Below are 14,930 nucleotides of genomic sequence, written 5' to 3'. Positions count from 1 at the left end.
CTCCTCCCCCCCTACCCCCTCCCTTCTCCTCCGCCGAGGGAACCCCGACCCGTCGAGAGAACCCGCTACACCGGGTTCCCTCGACGGTCCAGGGTTCCCTCGGCGAGCGGGCATACGCCAGAGTGAGCGGATGACCACCACCTCCCTGGAGGCGCCGACTCGGCGTCTCGGCCTCATCGCGCTCATCGCGACCCTCGGCGGCCTCCTCTTCGGCTACGACACCGGCGTCATCAACGGCGCCCTCGAGCCGATGTCGGCCGAGCTGGGCCTCACCGCGCTGACCGAGGGAGTCATCACCAGCTCGCTCCTCTTCGCCGCCGCGATCGGCGCGATCTCCGGCGGCCGCCTCGCCGACGCCCTCGGCCGGCGGACCACGATCCGCCTCCTCGCGGTGCTGTTCCTCGTCGGCGCCCTGCTCTGCGTCGTGGCGCCCGGCTTCGGAGTCATGGTGGTCGGCCGAGCGGTCCTCGGCCTGGCCGTCGGCGGCGCCTCGGTGGTCGTGCCGATCTACCTGTCCGAGATCTCCCCCTCCGAGATCCGCGGCTCCCTCGCGGGCCGCAACGAGCTGATGATCGTGATCGGCCAGCTCGCGGCCTTCGTGGCCAACGCCGTCATCGGCACCGTCTGGGGCGAGCTGCCCGGCGTCTGGCGGATCATGCTCGCTGTCGCCGCGCTGCCTGCCGCCGCGCTCCTCGTCGGCATGACCCGGGTCCCGGAGTCGCCGCGCTGGCTGATCGCGCACGGGCGCCGCGACGAGGCGCTCGGCGTGCTCACCACCATCCGCACGCCCGATCGTGCGCACGCCGAGGCGGAGAGCATCGCCCGCTCGATCGGCGCGAAGGACGGCCCGAGGATCCCCCTGCTGCAGGCGCTGCGCGAGCGCTGGGCGGTGCGCATCCTCCTGGTGGGGATCGGGATCGGAGTCGCCCAGCAGTTCACCGGCATCAACTCGATCATGTACTACGGCCAGTCGGTGCTGAAGGAGGCGGGCTTCGATCACGACGGCGCACTCGTCGCCAACATCGCGCCCGGGGCGATCGCCGTGATCGGCGGCCTGATCGGACTGCGGCTCATGCAGACGATGAACCGCCGCACGACCCTCCTGCTCGGCTACTCCCTGACCACTGCGATGCACTTCCTGATCGGCATCGCCTCCGTCGCGCTCCCCGTGGGCAACCCGGCGCGGCCGTACGTCATATTGGTGCTGGTCGTCGCGTTCGTGGGCAGCATGCAGACCTTCCTCAACATCGTCACCTGGGTGATGCTGTCCGAGATCTTCCCGCTGCGGATCCGCGGCGTCGGCGTCGGCATCGCGATCTTCTGCCACTGGATCACGAACGCCGTGCTCGGCCTGTTCTTCCCGACCCTCGTCTCCGGGGTCGGCATCACCGGCACGTTCTTCCTGTTCGGCGCCGTCGGCCTGCTCGCACTCGTCTTCATCTGGAAGCGCGTGCCCGAGACCCGCGGCCGAGCGCTCGAGGAGGTCGAGGCGGGCGTCCTCTCCGGCGAGCTCCTGCGCCGCTGACGCCCGCCCACCCCTCCGCGAGATGCCACTTGTGGCGCCCGTCCGCGGCGTGTCGCCCTCACAAGTGGCATCTCGCGGGAGGGTGGGAGGGAGGCGGCGGCGCCTACTGGTAGGTGACGAGGTCGGGGAGGGGGCGGACCTCGGCCATGGTCTCGGCGGGAGTGAGCATCGGCGCGTCCTCGTCGTAGAAGTTCTTCCAGCCCCAGGCGATGCCCTCGGGGGCGCCCTCGTGCAGCGCGTCCCAGGTCGCCTGCTTGTCGGGCTGCGAGCCCTGGCCGTCGACGTGGATGAGGAACTCCAGCTCGGGCCGGTCTCGGCGGATGGTGTCGCGGTCCTGCAGCATCGACAGCCGGAACTGGTGCAGCACGAACATCTTCGGCGGCAGCCCTTCGCTCTGCACCAGGTCGGCCAGCCACTCCGACACGCTGTCGACCTCGGCGGCCGAGACGCGCCCGATCTGCTCCAGCGGCTTCTGGCCCGGCAGCAGGCGCCACTCCGGGTCGAGCGCGAGGCCGACGTTGGGCAGCGTCAGCAGGTCCGCGTACTGCTTCGCCTGGGTGAGGAAGTCGGTCAGCCCCGACTGCAGGTCGAGCACCACGTACATCCCGGCCGCCTGCGCCGCGTCGATGTAGGGGCGGATGTCGGCGGCGTCGAGCTCGTTGGAGTAGTCGCCGTCCTTGCCGGGGTCGCCCGCCGCGACCGTGGTGATGATCTCGAGACTCGGCACGACCTGCTTGTCGGTGAGCGTCCGGTACGGCTCGGCCACCGCCTCCGCCCGCGCGATCGTGGGCTCGAGTCCCTGCTCTCCCAGCACGCCGAGGACGGGTGCACCCGGAGTGCCGTAGATCGCGACGAAGAGGTGCCCGCCGAACATCCGCTGGCCGCCGCCCGGCAGCTGCCAGCCGCTCGCGGCCGCGCGCACGGCCCACTCGGGCTCGGGCTGAGCGGCGAGCACGGGGCCGAGCAGCAGCGTGCAGGAGGCGTCGGCCCCGGCGATCGCGGTCACAGCGGCACCCGAGGCGAGCAGGTCGTCGCCGTCGACCACGGTGACGGGCACGCCGGCCGCTCGGGCGGTCGCCAGTGCGGCGACGTCGGCGTCCTGCGCGCGGGCCAGACCGTGCAGGCCGGTCAGCGCGTCGGCCCGGGGCGGGAGGGCGCCGAAGGGGGCGTCGGAGGCGGTGGACGGCGCGGCGGCGGCGAGGTCGGCGAGCGCCAGGTCGGCCACGGTCACGCCGGACGCCGTGCTGAGGGCGGCAGCGTCGGAGGCGGAGGCGACGACGTCGACGCCGGCGGGCGCAGTGACGTCGCCGATCGCGAGCACCCGGGTCACGCCGAGGCGGGCGAACTCGGCGGCGAGGGCATCGGTGGTCGGAGCGGAGGAGGACGCGGTCGCGGATCCGGACGGGCCCGCCGAGTCGGACGGCGTCGCGGAGTCGGACGGCGTCCCGGAGGCCGTGGATCCCGCGGCCGCGGCGTCCGCGGTCGGGTCGGCCGTCGCTCCGGATCCCGCCGAGCCGACCAGCAGCGGCACGCCCCAGGCGATGCTCACCTGGGCGGCGCGCAGGCGGGACTCGGCGACGTCCTCGACCAGGACGACCAGCGGAGCCGCGGCGAACAGGGCCGCACTCGCGGCGAGCGCGTCCGGGGCGAGCGCCACCGGCCCGCTCGGAGCCGCGGTGCGGGTGCGGGGCGCCTCCTGCTGGGCGTCGTCCGGAGCGGAGGAGTCGGGCGTGCAGGCGCTGAGCAGCGGGAGCACCGCGAGACCGCCGATCACGACGCTGCGGCGCGAGAGCCCGGAGCGGGAGGGGACGGAACGGGGTGTCGAGGGCATGGCAGACCTCTCCTCTCGGAGCCCGATGGGGACTCTCTGGTGCGTGGCTGGTCCTCTCGACTATCGCAGGCCCGGCGGCTGCGAGCGCCGAGGGAGCCGTCCCGGGCGCGCCTCCGACGCCGTCCGGACATGCCGAAGGGGAGCGGCGCCGGAGCACCGCTCCCCTTCGAGAGGCTGGATCAGACCGTGCGGGGGGCCTTGGCGAGGTTGGCCTCGAGCTCCTCGCGGTTCTGCCGCACCACGTAGGCGGGGCGGTCGCGCTCGACGCGCCACGACTCGCTCAGCGGGGTGACCGCGACGGTGTCGAAGCCGATCCGGTCGTAGAGGTCGGTCACGAAGTGGATCGCCTCCGGGTAGTCGCTCGACGTCGCGAGGGCGCGGCGGTCGGGCGTTCCGGCCGGGGTGCCGTCCGTGGTGATGTCGGCCGCCATGATGTGGTTGAACGCCTTGACGACCTTCGACTCCGGGAGGTGCTGCTGCAGCATCTCGCTGGTCGTGGTCTCGCCCTTGTCGAGCGCCTCGATGCGGCCGTCGCGCTCGAAGTAGTAGTTGTTCGTGTCGAGGACGATCTTGCCGGCGAGCGGGGCGACCGGCACCTCCTCGAGGTTCTTCAGCGGCACCGTCACCACGGCGATCTCCGCGGCCTCGGCCGCTTCCTGTGCCGTGGCGGCGCGGGCCTTCGGGCCGAGCTCCGCGATGAGGTCGGCGAGGGTCTCGGGGCCGCGCGAGTTCGCGATGACCACCTCGTCCCCGAGGGCGATGACCGCCCGTGCGACCTGGCTGCCGATGTTGCCTGCTCCGATGATTCCGTACGTCGTCATGCTGAGGAGAACGCGGAGGGCGCCCCGGCATTCCGTCCTGCGGCGTTCTCCCACGCCGCACCCAGGTCGGCCCGTCCCTCCAGTAGCCTCGATCCTCGGGCGCCGCTGCCCGAGAAGGAGTCCGTGATGCCGCAGTTCGACCTCCCGCTCGACCTCCTCGAGCAGTACGCCCCCGAGATCCCCGAGCCCGCCGGGTTCGCCGAGTTCTGGCGCGACACGATCGCCGAGGCGCGCGCGGCCGCGACGGAGCCGCTGTTCGAGCCGGTCGACGCCGGATTCGGGCTGCTCGACACCGTCGACGTCACCTACTCCGGCTTCGGCGGCCACCCGATCCGCGCGTGGCTGATCCTCCCCCGCGGCGTCGAGGGCCCCCTCCCCGGGCTCGTGACCTTCATCGGCTACGGAGGCGGCCGCGGCCAGCTCGCGGAGTGGACCGCGATGTCGGCTGCCGGCTACGCGCACCTGGTCATGGACACCCGCGGTCAGGGGTCCGGGCACCGCTCGGGAGCGACGCCCGACCCGGTCGGCAGCGGGCCGCACGTCTCCGGCTTCATGACGCAGGGCATCGAGTCGCCCGCCGAGCACTTCTACCGCCGCGTCTTCACCGACGCCGTCCGCGCGCTCGACGTGCTGCGCGCGCACCCCGCGGTCGACGCCTCCCGCGTGGCCGTCTCGGGCGGCAGCCAGGGAGGCGGGATCGCCCTGGCCGTCACCGGGATCCTGGGCCTGCTCGGCGAATCGGAGTCTGCGCGCGCCGCGATCGTCGACGTGCCGTTCCTCTCCCACATCCCGCACGCCGTGCGGCTGGTCGACACGATGCCGTACGGCGAGATCGTGCAGTACCTGCACACCCACCGCGGCGCCGAGGCGCGCGTGTTCGACACCCTCTCGTACTTCGACGGCACCTCCTTCGCCCCCTACGCGCAGTCCCCCGCCCTGTTCTCGGTGGCGCTCCGCGACGACATCTGCCCGCCGTCCACCGTCTACGCCTCCTACAACCGCTACGCCGGACCCCGCGAGATCCGCGTCTACCCCTTCAACGGCCACGAGGGAGGCGAGGCGTTCCAGATCGGCGAGCACGTGCGCTTCCTGGGGCGCGAGCTGGCGTAGGAGGAGGAGCCGGCCGGTCGGCGGACGGGGGCGGTGCGAGGGGGCGGAGGAGTCGTTCCACGGGAACCGGCCTGCGTCGACGTCGTTCCGGGCGGCTCCCACTCCGAAGACGTCCGACACCTCCCGATGACCCGGATCGGCGGCGTCGCCGGATCGAGGGCGTACCCGAAACAACGCCGTCGCCGTCCCCTGGCCACGGCCGCGACCCGGATCAGACCGCCGGGCGCCTCCGGCCCGCCGGACGCCTCGACGGGCGTCGCTTTGTGACGCCGTGCGTCGCGCTCGGTACCCGTTCGCGGCTCCGCTGGGCACTATCGACTCCATGACCCGCCAGATCCGCTTCAACGCCTTCGACATGAACTGCGTCGCCCACCAGTCCTCGGGGATGTGGCGCCACCCCCAGGACCAGTCCTGGCGGTACAAGGACCTCTCGTACTGGACCGACCTGGCCAAGCTGCTCGAGCGCGGCACGTTCGACGGGATCTTCATCGCCGACGTGCTCGGCACCTACGACGTCTACGGCGGCTCGAACGAGGCGGCGATCCGCCACGGCGCGCAGGTCCCCGTCAACGACCCGATCCTCCTCGTCTCGGCGATGGCCGCCGCGACCGAGCACCTCGGCTTCGGCATCACCGCGGGCACCGCCTACGAGCACCCCTATCCGTTCGCGCGGCGGATGTCGACGCTCGACCACCTGACGAAGGGCCGCGTCGGCTGGAACGTCGTCACCGGCTACCTCCCCAGCGCCGCCCGCAACATGGGCCACGAGGACCAGCTCGAGCACGACGACCGCTACGACGTCGCCGACGAGTACCTCGAGGTGCTCTACAAGCTGTGGGAGGGGTCGTGGGAGGACGACGCGGTCGTCCGCGACCGCGAGTCCGGCGTCTTCACCGACCCGGCGAAGGTGCACGAGATCGGGCACCGCGGCAAGAACTTCACCGTCCCCGGCATCCACCTCTCGGAGCCGTCGGTGCAGCGGACCCCCGTCATCTACCAGGCGGGAGCGTCGCCGCGCGGCATCCGCTTCGCGGCGGGCAACGCGGAGGCGATCTTCGTCGCGTCCTCGACGAAGGCGGGCCTGAAGGCGACCGTCTCGCGCATCCGCGACGCGCTCGAGGCGGCCGGCCGCGACCGCTACTCCGCGAAGATCTACACCCTGCTGACGATCATCACCGCCGAGACCAGCGAGGCCGCGCACGAGAAGCACCGCGACTACCTCTCCTACGGGAGCGAGGAGGGGGCGCTGGTCTTCATGTCGGGCTGGATGGGCATCGACCTGTCGCAGTACGACCTCGACGAGCCGATCGGCAACGTGAAGAGCAACGCGATCCAGTCGGCCGTCGCCAACTTCCAGGAGGCGAACGAGGACGGCTCGGAGTGGAAGGTCCGCGACATCGCCAGGCTCAGCGTGATCGGCGGGCTCGGCCCCTTCGTCGTCGGCTCGCCCACGGAGGTGGCCGACCACCTGCAGGAGTGGGTCGAGGAGACCGACGTGGACGGCTTCAACCTCGCCTACGCGATCACGCCCGGCACCTTCGAGGACGTGGTGGAGTTCATCGTTCCGGAGCTGCGCCGCCGCGGCGCGTACCCGGAGGAGTACGTCGAGGGGAGCCTCCGCCAGAAGCTGCACGGCCGCGGCGACCGGCTGCCGGAGGAGCACCTCGGCGCCGGCTTCCGCTACGCGCCGGCGGCGGTCTGACGCCGGCGGGGGGCCGGTGGGGGGGCTCGAGACGCCGCTGAGCGGCTGCTCGACCAGCACAGGGGTCTGAGGGCGGCGTCCCGTTCCGGGGCGTCCCTCTCCTGCTGATCGAGGAGCGCGCGTAGCGAGATCCGCCCGCGGTCGCGCCGGACGCACGAGCACCCCGCCGCGATGCGCGACGGGGTGCTCGGGACGTGCGGAGGGGCTCAGCCCTCGAAGGTGGCGTCGAGCGTGATGTCGACTCCGGTGAGCGCCTTGCTGACGGGGCAGGTCTCCTTGGCCTCGTCGGCGGCCTTGAGGAAGGCGGCCTCGTCGATGCCGGAGACCTCGCCGCTCACTGTGAGCTTGATGCCGGTGAGCTTGAATCCGCCGGCCGAGTCCGGGCCGAGCGAGACGTCGGCGCGGACGTCGAGCGCCTCGACGGTGCCGCCGGCCTGGCCGAGGACGGCCGAGAACTGCATCGCGTAGCAGGCGGAGTGGGCGGCCGCGAGGAGCTCCTCGGGGCTGGTCGAGCCGTTGGCGTCGTCGGCGGCGCGCTTGGGGAACGAGACGTCGTAGGTGCCGATCTTCGAGCTCGAGAGCTCGACCTGGCCCTCGCCGGTCTCGAGCGAGCCGTTCCAGGCGGTGCGTGCGGTACGAGTGGGCATGAGTCCTCCTTGGGGGGCGGGGAGAACCGTAGAACGATCGTTCTCCCCTGATGCGCCGAGCCTAGGTGGAACGCGCGGCGTCGTGCAACCACCGGCCTCGGACCCTCGGCGAGATGCCAGTCCGGTACGCCTCCGTCGGCGTGTCGCGTCCTGAAGTGGCATCTCGCGGAGGGGAGGACGGACCGGCGGTCAGTGCACGAGCTTCAGGCCGACCACGCAGCCGACGATCCCGAGGACCAGCAGCGTGCGCACCAACGAGAATCCCTCGCCGCCGAAGAACATGCCGTAGAGCACGGTCAGCGAGGCGCCGATCCCGACCCAGACCGCGTAGGCCGTGCCGGTGGGCAGCTCGCGCATCGCGTAGGCGAGGCCGGCCATGCTCGCGACGACGCCGACTCCGAAGACGACCGACGGGCCGAGCCGGGTGAACCCCTCCGACTTGCCGAGGGCGGTGGCCCACACGGCCTCGAGGACACCGGAGAGGATGAGGACGATCCAGGACATGACAGCTCCTACGAGTCAGTCTTGTCGCGTTCCGGGTACTGCTCCCTCGTCCGGTCGCCGTCATCGGCTCCGGACAGTCTGCCCGCGCGCGCTGGGCAGGCCCTGGGCAGCGGGCGGCAGGGGCGGAGCCGCCGCGACCGCGACTCCGCCCTCGGGCGGGACGGTCCGGCGGAGCGGCGGCCCCGCCGGAACCGTCAGCGGCTCAGGCGGTGCGGCGGGAGGAGCGGCGGGTCGCCAGGTGCACGAGGACCCCGACCACGAGGAGGATGCCGGCGTAGAGCCAGACGATCGGGTCCTGCTGGCTGAGGAGCAGCACGCACGAGGCGATGCCGAGCACGGGGATCACCGTCCACACTCGGAAGTGGTCGTGCTCGACCGTGTCGCGCCGCAGCACGAGCACCGAGACGTTCGTGCTGATGAACACCAGCAGGAGGAGCAGCACCACGGTCTCGGCGAGCGTCGCCAGGTCGCCGACCAGGGTCAGGAGGCACGCCGCCACCGTCGTGACCGCGATGGCCACCCACGGCGTGCGGCGCTTCGGCAGCACGCGGCCGAGCACGTCCGGGAGGAGCCCGTCCTTCGCCATGCCGTAGGTGACGCGGCTCGCCATGATCATCGTCAGCAGCGCGCCGTTCGCGACCGCGACGAGCGCGATCAGGCTGAACAGCCACGCCGGCACTCCGGCTCCGCTCGCCGACACGACGTCGAGCAGCGGGGCGGAGGATCCGGACAGCTCGTCGGCGGGCAGCGCGATCGAGCTCGCGAGGCCGACCAGGACGTACACCGCACCGGCCGTCAGCAGCGAGCCGAACAGCGCGCGCGGGCAGACGCGGCTGGGATCGCGGATCTCCTCGGCGATGTTGGCCGAGGTCTCGAAGCCGACGAAGGAGTAGTACGCGATGATCGCCGCGCCGAGCACCGCCAGCGCCGGCGCCTGCTCGGAGCTGAGCTCGACCGTGCGGGCGAGGTCGCCGCCTCCGCCCGCCACGAGCAGCGCGACGCATCCGATCACGATCAGCAGGCCGCCGACCTCGATCACGGTCATCACCGTGTTGCTGAGCAGCGACTCCGCCACGCCCCGCGCGTTGAGGCACGCGACGAGGACGAGGAAGACGATCGCGGTCGGCACGGTCGGCACGTCGAGGAAGGTGCCGAGGTAGTCACCGGCGAACGCGAGCGACAGACCGGCCGCGCTGGTCACTCCGGCCGCGAGCATGGCGAAGCCGACCAGGAACGAGACGATCGGACGCTTGAAGGCCCGCTGCGCGAACACCGCCGCGCCTCCCGCCTTCGGGTACTTGGTCACCAGCTCGGCGTAGGAGCCGGCCGTCAGCAGCGCGAGGCCGAGCGCGAGCAGGAGCGGCATCCAGACGGCTCCGCCGACCTCCGCCGAGAGCGTGCCCATGAGGGCGTAGATGCCCGCGCCGAGGACGTCGCCGAGGATGAAGAAGTAGAGCAGCGGGCCGGTGACGCGGCGGCGCAGGGAGGTGCCGCCGGCCTCTCCGGTCGCGGGGGCGTCGCTCGTGGTGGCCATGTCGTCCTCTCGTCGCGCGCTCAGGGGCGAGCACGACGGGCCACGCTAGGGAGGAGGGGGCCGGGAGGTCGAGAAGGTTGACCGGGCAGGGTCGGGGACGCTACACGCGAGAGGCGGGGCGAGCGGGCGCGTCTGCGGGCCGGGCGCGTCTGCGGGCCGGGCGCCTTCCGTGAGCCGGGCGCCCTCCGAGAGCCGGGCGCCCTCCGAGAGCCGGGCGCCCTCCGAGAGCCGGGCGCCTTCCGAGGCGGGGCACGGTATGCCGCGCCCCGCTCCAGGACTCAGCCGAGGACGACGTGCCTGCCTCCGCGCTGCTGGGCGATCTCCTCGCCGACCTCCTCCGCCTCCTGGCGGGAGTCGTGGCTGCTCAGCGGGACGCGGGCGTGGGCGATGCGGTTGTGCCAGCCCTGCTCGTCGGAGTAGGTCTCGATGGGGAGGACGGTCGTGGTTCTCATGTCCTCCATGCCACCCCGCGCCCCCCGCCGCCCGGGAGAGGGTTGACGCGGGACCTCGCCCAGTGCTGGGCGCCGCCGAGGCCGCCCTCTGCTGCCCGAGACGCCGCGGTACCGGCGGTGTCTCACGCAGGAGCGGTCCGTCCCGGCAGCGATGCGCGCGTCGGCGGCGCGTCAGGGCGAGACCATGCCCCCGTTCACGTTGAGGGTCTCGCCGGCGACGAAGCTCGACTCGGCGGACGCCAGGAACACGTAGGCCGGGGCCTGCTCGGCGGGCTGGGCGGCGCGGCCCATCGGCGACTCGCTGGAGCCGAAGTCGGGCAGGCTCTCGGGGTCGACGCCGCCGCTGACCTGCAGGGCGGTCCACGTCGGGCCGGGTGCCACGACGTTCACGCGGATGCCCTTCGCGGCGAGCTGCTGCGCGAGGCCCTTCGAGAGGTTGTTGATCGCACCCTTCGTCATCGCGTAGTCCAGGCGGTCGGGGGCGGGCTTGTGCGCCTCCGCCGACGCCGTGTTGATGATCGTGGCGCCCGCGGGCAGGTGCGGGAGGGCCGCGCGGATGATCCGGAACGGAGCGAAGACGTTGATCGCGAAGGTCGCCTCGAACTGCTCGTCGGTGATGTCGAGCAGGTCCTCTTTCCAGATCTGCTTGCCGGCCACGTTGACCACCGCGTCGAGCCCGCCGAGACCCTCGACCGCCTCCGCCACGAGCCGCGTGCAGTACTCGGCACTCGTGAGATCGCCGGGGATCGGCACGGCGGTGCGCCCCTCCGCGCGGATCAGCCCGATCACGTGCTGCGCGTCCTCCTCCTCGCTCGGGAGGTACGCGAGGGCGACGTCGGCCCCCTCACGGGCGAAGGCGATGGCGACGGCGGCGCCGATCCCGGAGTCGGCTCCCGTGATGAGCGCGCGGCGGCCCGCGAGCCGGCCGGTGCCGCGGTAGCTCTCCTCGCCGAGGTCCGGCACCGGGGTCATCCGCGACTGCAGCCCGGGCTCGGGCTGCTGCTGCACCGGCGGGGTGACGTCCGGGTACTGGGTGGCGGGGTTCGTGAACGTGTACTGGTCGGGCATGGCTCCTCCGTCCGCGGCACCCGGATCGGGCCGCTCCCCTCCATCCCAGGCGACCGGCGCCTCCGGGACCACCCCGTACACGGGCAGGCGGCGCTGTGGTAGTCGGCGCGGCGGCTACGCGGAGGACCGGCGCGGCGACCCGGACGTACCGGTGCTCCGCTCCGCGGATGAACACCGGACGACAGGGGGCGCCCGCGCGCGCCGACGCCGCGCGGGCGTGCGAGGCTTGATGGTCGTCCCCCGCCCGCCCGCCCCCCGACCTCAGGACACCGTGAACCCTCAGGACACCGCGAAAGCCCCCGCCTTCCCCTGGATCGGCCTGCTCACGCTCGCCGGCGCCGTCTTCGTCTCGGTGACGAGCGAGTTCCTCCCGACCGGGCTCATCCCCGACATGTCGCGCGACCTCGGCGTGAGCATCTCGCTGACCGGCCAGCTCGTCACGATCTTCGCCGCGACCGTCGTCGTCGCGACGACCCCGCTGACCCTCGTCACCCAGCGCTTCTCGCGCAAGAGCCTCCTCCTCGTGGCGCTGTGCACCATCGCGGTCGCCAACGTCCTCGCCGCGCTCGCCCCCACCTTCGGGCTGCTCATCGGCGCGCGCATCCTCGGCGGCCTCGCCCACGGCCTCTTCTGGGCGATCGTCGCCGCCTACTCCGCGCACCTCGTCGCTCCGGAGCAGCTCGGCCGCGCGACCGCGATCACGGCGGGCGGCGGATCCGCGGCCTTCGTCCTCGGCGTCCCCCTGGGCACGGCGCTCGGGCACGCGTTCGGCTGGCGGCCCACCTTCGCGATCCTCGGCGGCGTGGTCCTCGTGCTCGCGCTGATCGTGGTGAAGTTCCTGCCCGCGGTCGACCACCACATCCCCTTGCGGACCGGCGAGATCCGCCTGCCGGCGCGGAAGGACCGCACCCTCCCCCGCATCATCGGGGTCTGCGTCGTCATCCTCCTCGTGCTGATCGGCCAGAACACCCTCTCGACCTACATCACGCCCTGGCTCGAGAACGCCTCCTTCGCCCCCGACACGGTGCCGCTCGTGCTCTTCGCGTTCGGCGGCGCGGGCGCGGTCGGACTCGTCCTGGCCGGCTTCGCGACCGACCGGTTCCCCCGCTCCGGCTTCGTGGTCGCCGCGATCGCGGTCGTGCTGGCGCTCGCGGGCCTGGCCGTCGCCGCGGGCACCGGCGCCGCCACGGCCGTGGTCGTCGCTGCGGTGGTCTGGAACATCGCCTTCGGCGGGATCCCGGCGATGCTGCAGACCCGGATGCTGCGCACCTCCTCCTTCCAGCTGCGGAGCCTCGCCGCGGCGCTCCAGACGACGGCGTTCAACATCGGCATCGGCGGCGGCGCAGTCGTCGGCGGACTGGCGATCGACGCGAGCGGGCTCGACGTGCTGCCGTGGGTCGCGATCGTCATCGTCGCGGTGGGGCTCGTGGTCAGCCTGGTCGTCGACGCGCGGGCGACGGCGGCGGTGCGCGCGGAGGCGGTCCCCAACCGCTGATCGTGTTCACAACGGAGGAAGAACGTGCTCCGGCGCGCGCCGATCCGCCTGTTCGCGCTCGACCTGGAACGTTCTTCCTCCGTTGTGAACACGGCGGCCTCCAGCGTCGTGGACACAGCGGCGATCGTCCGGTGCGAACACGGGGATGTCGTCCGCACGGACGACGCGGCGCCCCGGGGAGCAGGGGATACGGTCGAGGGATGAGAGACAGAACCCGATGAGCCCGAGCACCCTCGAGCCACCGCTGACCCTCCCCTACTACGGTGCTCCGCCGATGGCGGCGCTCCGCCGCTTCTTCGGCAACTACCTCCGCTTCCGCGGGAGGGCGAGCCGGGCCGAGTACTGGTGGATCATCCTCCTCGGCAGCGTCCTCACGGGGCTGCTGCAGCTGGCCGACGGCGGTCCGTGGCGTCTCGACTTCACGCTGACGCCGTACCCGAGCGGCGCGCCGTTCCAGACCTTCTGGGTGTCGCTCGCCGCGGGCGCGATCGCTCTGGCGACGTTCCTCCCGTCCCTCTCGCTGATCTGGCGGCGACTGCACGACGTGAACCGCAGCGGGCTCTGGATCCTCCTGATCCTCGTGCCGATCGCCGGCTACGTGTTCCTGCTGATCCTGTTCGTGCTGCCGCCGCGGCCGGAGGGCGCGCGATTCGACTGAGCGGCGGGCGCGTCGGCGGTGGAGGGCCGGACGCGGTCGACGAGTCGGCTGCCGGTCGTCAGGACGGCACCTCCGCAGTCAGGTGGACGAGCCGGTCCTCAAGCGTGCAGCTCTGCAGTCAGGCCGATGGATCGGTCGTCGGGCCGAACCTCGGCAGTAGGGCCGACACCGTGACGGCGGGTCGACGCCGTCACGGGCCCGGACGCCGCTCGTGCACGAGCCCGACGCCGCGAGGCGCGACAGCCGTCCCCCTATGCGCACCAGTCGCGTGAGCGCCCGTTGACGCTGCGCGCGGTGTCGCCGGTGCCGAGGTCGACGAGCACGGTCGAGGTCGCGCTGAAGCCCGGCTCGCCCGGGTAGTCGTCCGGCCTGCCCTCGACCGAGACGGTCTCGACGGCGAGGTACTGCCCGTTCGGCGAGAGGCAGACGCCGCGGATGCGCCCCGTCGGCGAGGTGCGGAACACCTCCGACGTGCCGGACCCGTTGACGCGGACGACGGAGTACTGGGTCGCCCCCGTCTCCGGCGCGTACTCGGCCTCGAGCTCGACGTAGCTCCCGGAGTCGAGGAGCAGGACCTGCACGGGCGACGCGGTCGCGCTCACGTCCGCCGGCGGGAGCGCGAGCGTCTCGACCGAGCCGTCGGCCAGGTCGATCAGCGAGCCCGACTCGGGGTCGGCGACCACGAGCCGGTTCGCCCCGGGCACGAACCCGCGCAGCTCCGCGTGCTGCCCGAGCGGGCTGATCGAGCCGGGCGTCAGCAGGTCGAGCAGGAGCACCATGTCGTCGAGCGAGTGGGTGACGACCGAGGTGGTGCCGGGCACGAACATCCAGTCGCGCGCCCGCAGCGGCCCGCCGTCGATCCCGAGCACGGGGACCGCCTCGGCCTTCTGATCGGTGAGGTCGTAGGAGTAGAGGGCGCGGTCGAGCGGGCCCGACGGCGCCTGGCCGGTGAAGGTCCAGCCGAGCACGCCCTTCTCCGGCGAGGAGTGCAGCTCGCGCACGGTCCCGGGGCCGGGGAGCGGGATGACGCCCTCGGAGCCGGTGTCCAGCGTGACCGTGCGGAGGAGGTTCGTGTCGTCCGGCTCGATGGTCACGACGACCAGCACCGGGCCGACGACGGCGTAGTCCTGGATCCGGTCGGCCGTCACGAGGACCCGGGCGTCGCCTCCGGAGAGCGGGCGGACGCGGACGGCGTCGGGCTGCGAAGGATCATCGGCGGTGCGGTCGAGGGTGAAGAGGTCGGGGTCCTTCGTGGTGAAGGAGGCGGAGACGTCGGCGGCCGAGCCGGTCGCGGCGCTGCGGGCGTCGTCGATCCCGATCTCGTAGCGGGTGGCGTAGCGGAGGGTGTCGGTGAAGGTGACGGTGAGGACGCCGCCGTCGAGCTCGGCGGTGTGGGGAGCCTCCGGAGCCACTCTCACCCGGTCCAGCGCGTCGGGCTCGAGAGCCTGGTCGAGGTGCAGCCGGGCGCGGGAGCCGTCGCGCTCGACCACGGCGCCGGTGCCGACCTCGAGGGACGCGACCCTCGGTCCTTTCGCCACGGTCGCTGCGGTCAGCCCGCCGACCGCGAGCACGAGCACGGCGAC

Annotated in this window: 13 protein-coding genes and 1 riboswitch; of the genes, 5 read left to right on the top strand and 8 right to left on the bottom strand. The window is 72.7% G+C overall.

Annotated features, from left to right (window positions below; all coding sequences use genetic code 11):
* The first annotated feature begins 130 nt into the window (after positions 1-130).
* Entirely contained in the window at positions 131-1,525 is a 1,395-nt protein-coding gene (locus C5D44_RS13770) for a sugar porter family MFS transporter (RefSeq protein ID WP_104281995.1), read from the top strand.
* A 103-nt stretch (positions 1,526-1,628) separates the two neighbouring features.
* On the opposite strand, the gene C5D44_RS13765 is transcribed toward C5D44_RS13770, so the two are convergent.
* Both C5D44_RS13765 and C5D44_RS13760 read right to left on the bottom strand, forming a co-directional pair.
* Positions 1,629-3,356 (bottom strand): hypothetical protein, encoded by a 1,728-nt coding sequence (locus tag C5D44_RS13765; protein ID WP_104281994.1) that lies wholly within the window; start codon positions 3,354-3,356, stop codon positions 1,629-1,631.
* A gap of 179 nt (positions 3,357-3,535) precedes the next feature.
* A complete protein-coding gene (locus C5D44_RS13760) occupies positions 3,536-4,177 on the bottom strand; it encodes an NADPH-dependent F420 reductase (RefSeq protein WP_104277928.1) in 642 nt (213 codons plus the stop codon).
* A 126-nt stretch (positions 4,178-4,303) separates the two neighbouring features.
* Between C5D44_RS13760 and C5D44_RS13755 the strand changes: the two genes are divergently transcribed.
* Both C5D44_RS13755 and C5D44_RS13750 read left to right on the top strand, forming a co-directional pair.
* A complete protein-coding gene (locus C5D44_RS13755) occupies positions 4,304-5,287 on the top strand; it encodes an acetylxylan esterase (RefSeq protein WP_104277927.1) in 984 nt (327 codons plus the stop codon).
* A gap of 322 nt (positions 5,288-5,609) precedes the next feature.
* Complete coding sequence (locus tag C5D44_RS13750; protein WP_104281993.1) at positions 5,610-6,989, top strand: LLM class flavin-dependent oxidoreductase; 1,380 nt, start codon at positions 5,610-5,612, stop codon at positions 6,987-6,989.
* Positions 6,990-7,195: 206 nt separating this feature from the next.
* Here the strand turns inward: C5D44_RS13750 and C5D44_RS13745 are convergent, their stop codons facing one another.
* The 5 genes from C5D44_RS13745 to C5D44_RS13730 all read right to left on the bottom strand — a co-directional run bounded on the left by C5D44_RS13745 (position 7,196) and on the right by C5D44_RS13730 (position 11,194).
* Positions 7,196-7,636: an OsmC family peroxiredoxin gene (locus C5D44_RS13745; protein ID WP_104277936.1), complete on the bottom strand. Its 441-nt coding sequence runs from the start codon at positions 7,634-7,636 to the stop codon at positions 7,196-7,198.
* Between the two features lie 189 nt (positions 7,637-7,825).
* Positions 7,826-8,140 (bottom strand): multidrug efflux SMR transporter, encoded by a 315-nt coding sequence (locus C5D44_RS13740; protein WP_104222377.1) that lies wholly within the window; start codon positions 8,138-8,140, stop codon positions 7,826-7,828.
* A gap of 9 nt (positions 8,141-8,149) precedes the next feature.
* Positions 8,150-8,213: riboswitch (guanidine-III (ykkC-III) riboswitch) on the bottom strand.
* Between the two features lie 129 nt (positions 8,214-8,342).
* On the bottom strand, positions 8,343-9,674 hold the full coding sequence (locus tag C5D44_RS13735; RefSeq protein WP_104281992.1) for an APC family permease: 1,332 nt from the start codon (positions 9,672-9,674) through the stop codon (positions 8,343-8,345).
* Positions 9,675-9,952: 278 nt separating this feature from the next.
* On the bottom strand, positions 9,953-10,126 hold the full coding sequence (locus C5D44_RS17785) for a DUF2188 domain-containing protein (RefSeq protein ID WP_181110336.1): 174 nt from the start codon (positions 10,124-10,126) through the stop codon (positions 9,953-9,955).
* A gap of 171 nt (positions 10,127-10,297) precedes the next feature.
* The gene (locus C5D44_RS13730; protein WP_104277938.1) at positions 10,298-11,194 is read right to left on the bottom strand and encodes an SDR family oxidoreductase; all 897 of its coding nucleotides are present in this window, start codon (positions 11,192-11,194) and stop codon (positions 10,298-10,300) included.
* Between the two features lie 271 nt (positions 11,195-11,465).
* On the opposite strand from C5D44_RS13730, the gene C5D44_RS13725 reads away from it, so the two are divergent.
* Positions 11,466-12,689 (top strand): MFS transporter, encoded by a 1,224-nt coding sequence (locus C5D44_RS13725; protein WP_104275833.1) that lies wholly within the window; start codon positions 11,466-11,468, stop codon positions 12,687-12,689.
* Positions 12,690-12,906: 217 nt separating this feature from the next.
* The gene (locus tag C5D44_RS13720; RefSeq protein WP_181110084.1) at positions 12,907-13,347 is read left to right on the top strand and encodes a DUF805 domain-containing protein; all 441 of its coding nucleotides are present in this window, start codon (positions 12,907-12,909) and stop codon (positions 13,345-13,347) included.
* Between the two features lie 251 nt (positions 13,348-13,598).
* Here C5D44_RS13720 and C5D44_RS13715 read toward each other — a convergent pair whose 3' ends face one another.
* On the bottom strand, positions 13,599-14,924 hold the full coding sequence (locus C5D44_RS13715) for a hypothetical protein (RefSeq protein WP_104275831.1): 1,326 nt from the start codon (positions 14,922-14,924) through the stop codon (positions 13,599-13,601).
* Positions 14,925-14,930: the final 6 nt, after the last annotated feature.

Source organism: Rathayibacter sp. AY1B5, from assembly GCF_002932795.1.
Lineage (GTDB): Bacteria > Actinomycetota > Actinomycetes > Actinomycetales > Microbacteriaceae > Rathayibacter.
This window is presented reverse-complemented; position numbering and strand designations above follow the sequence as displayed.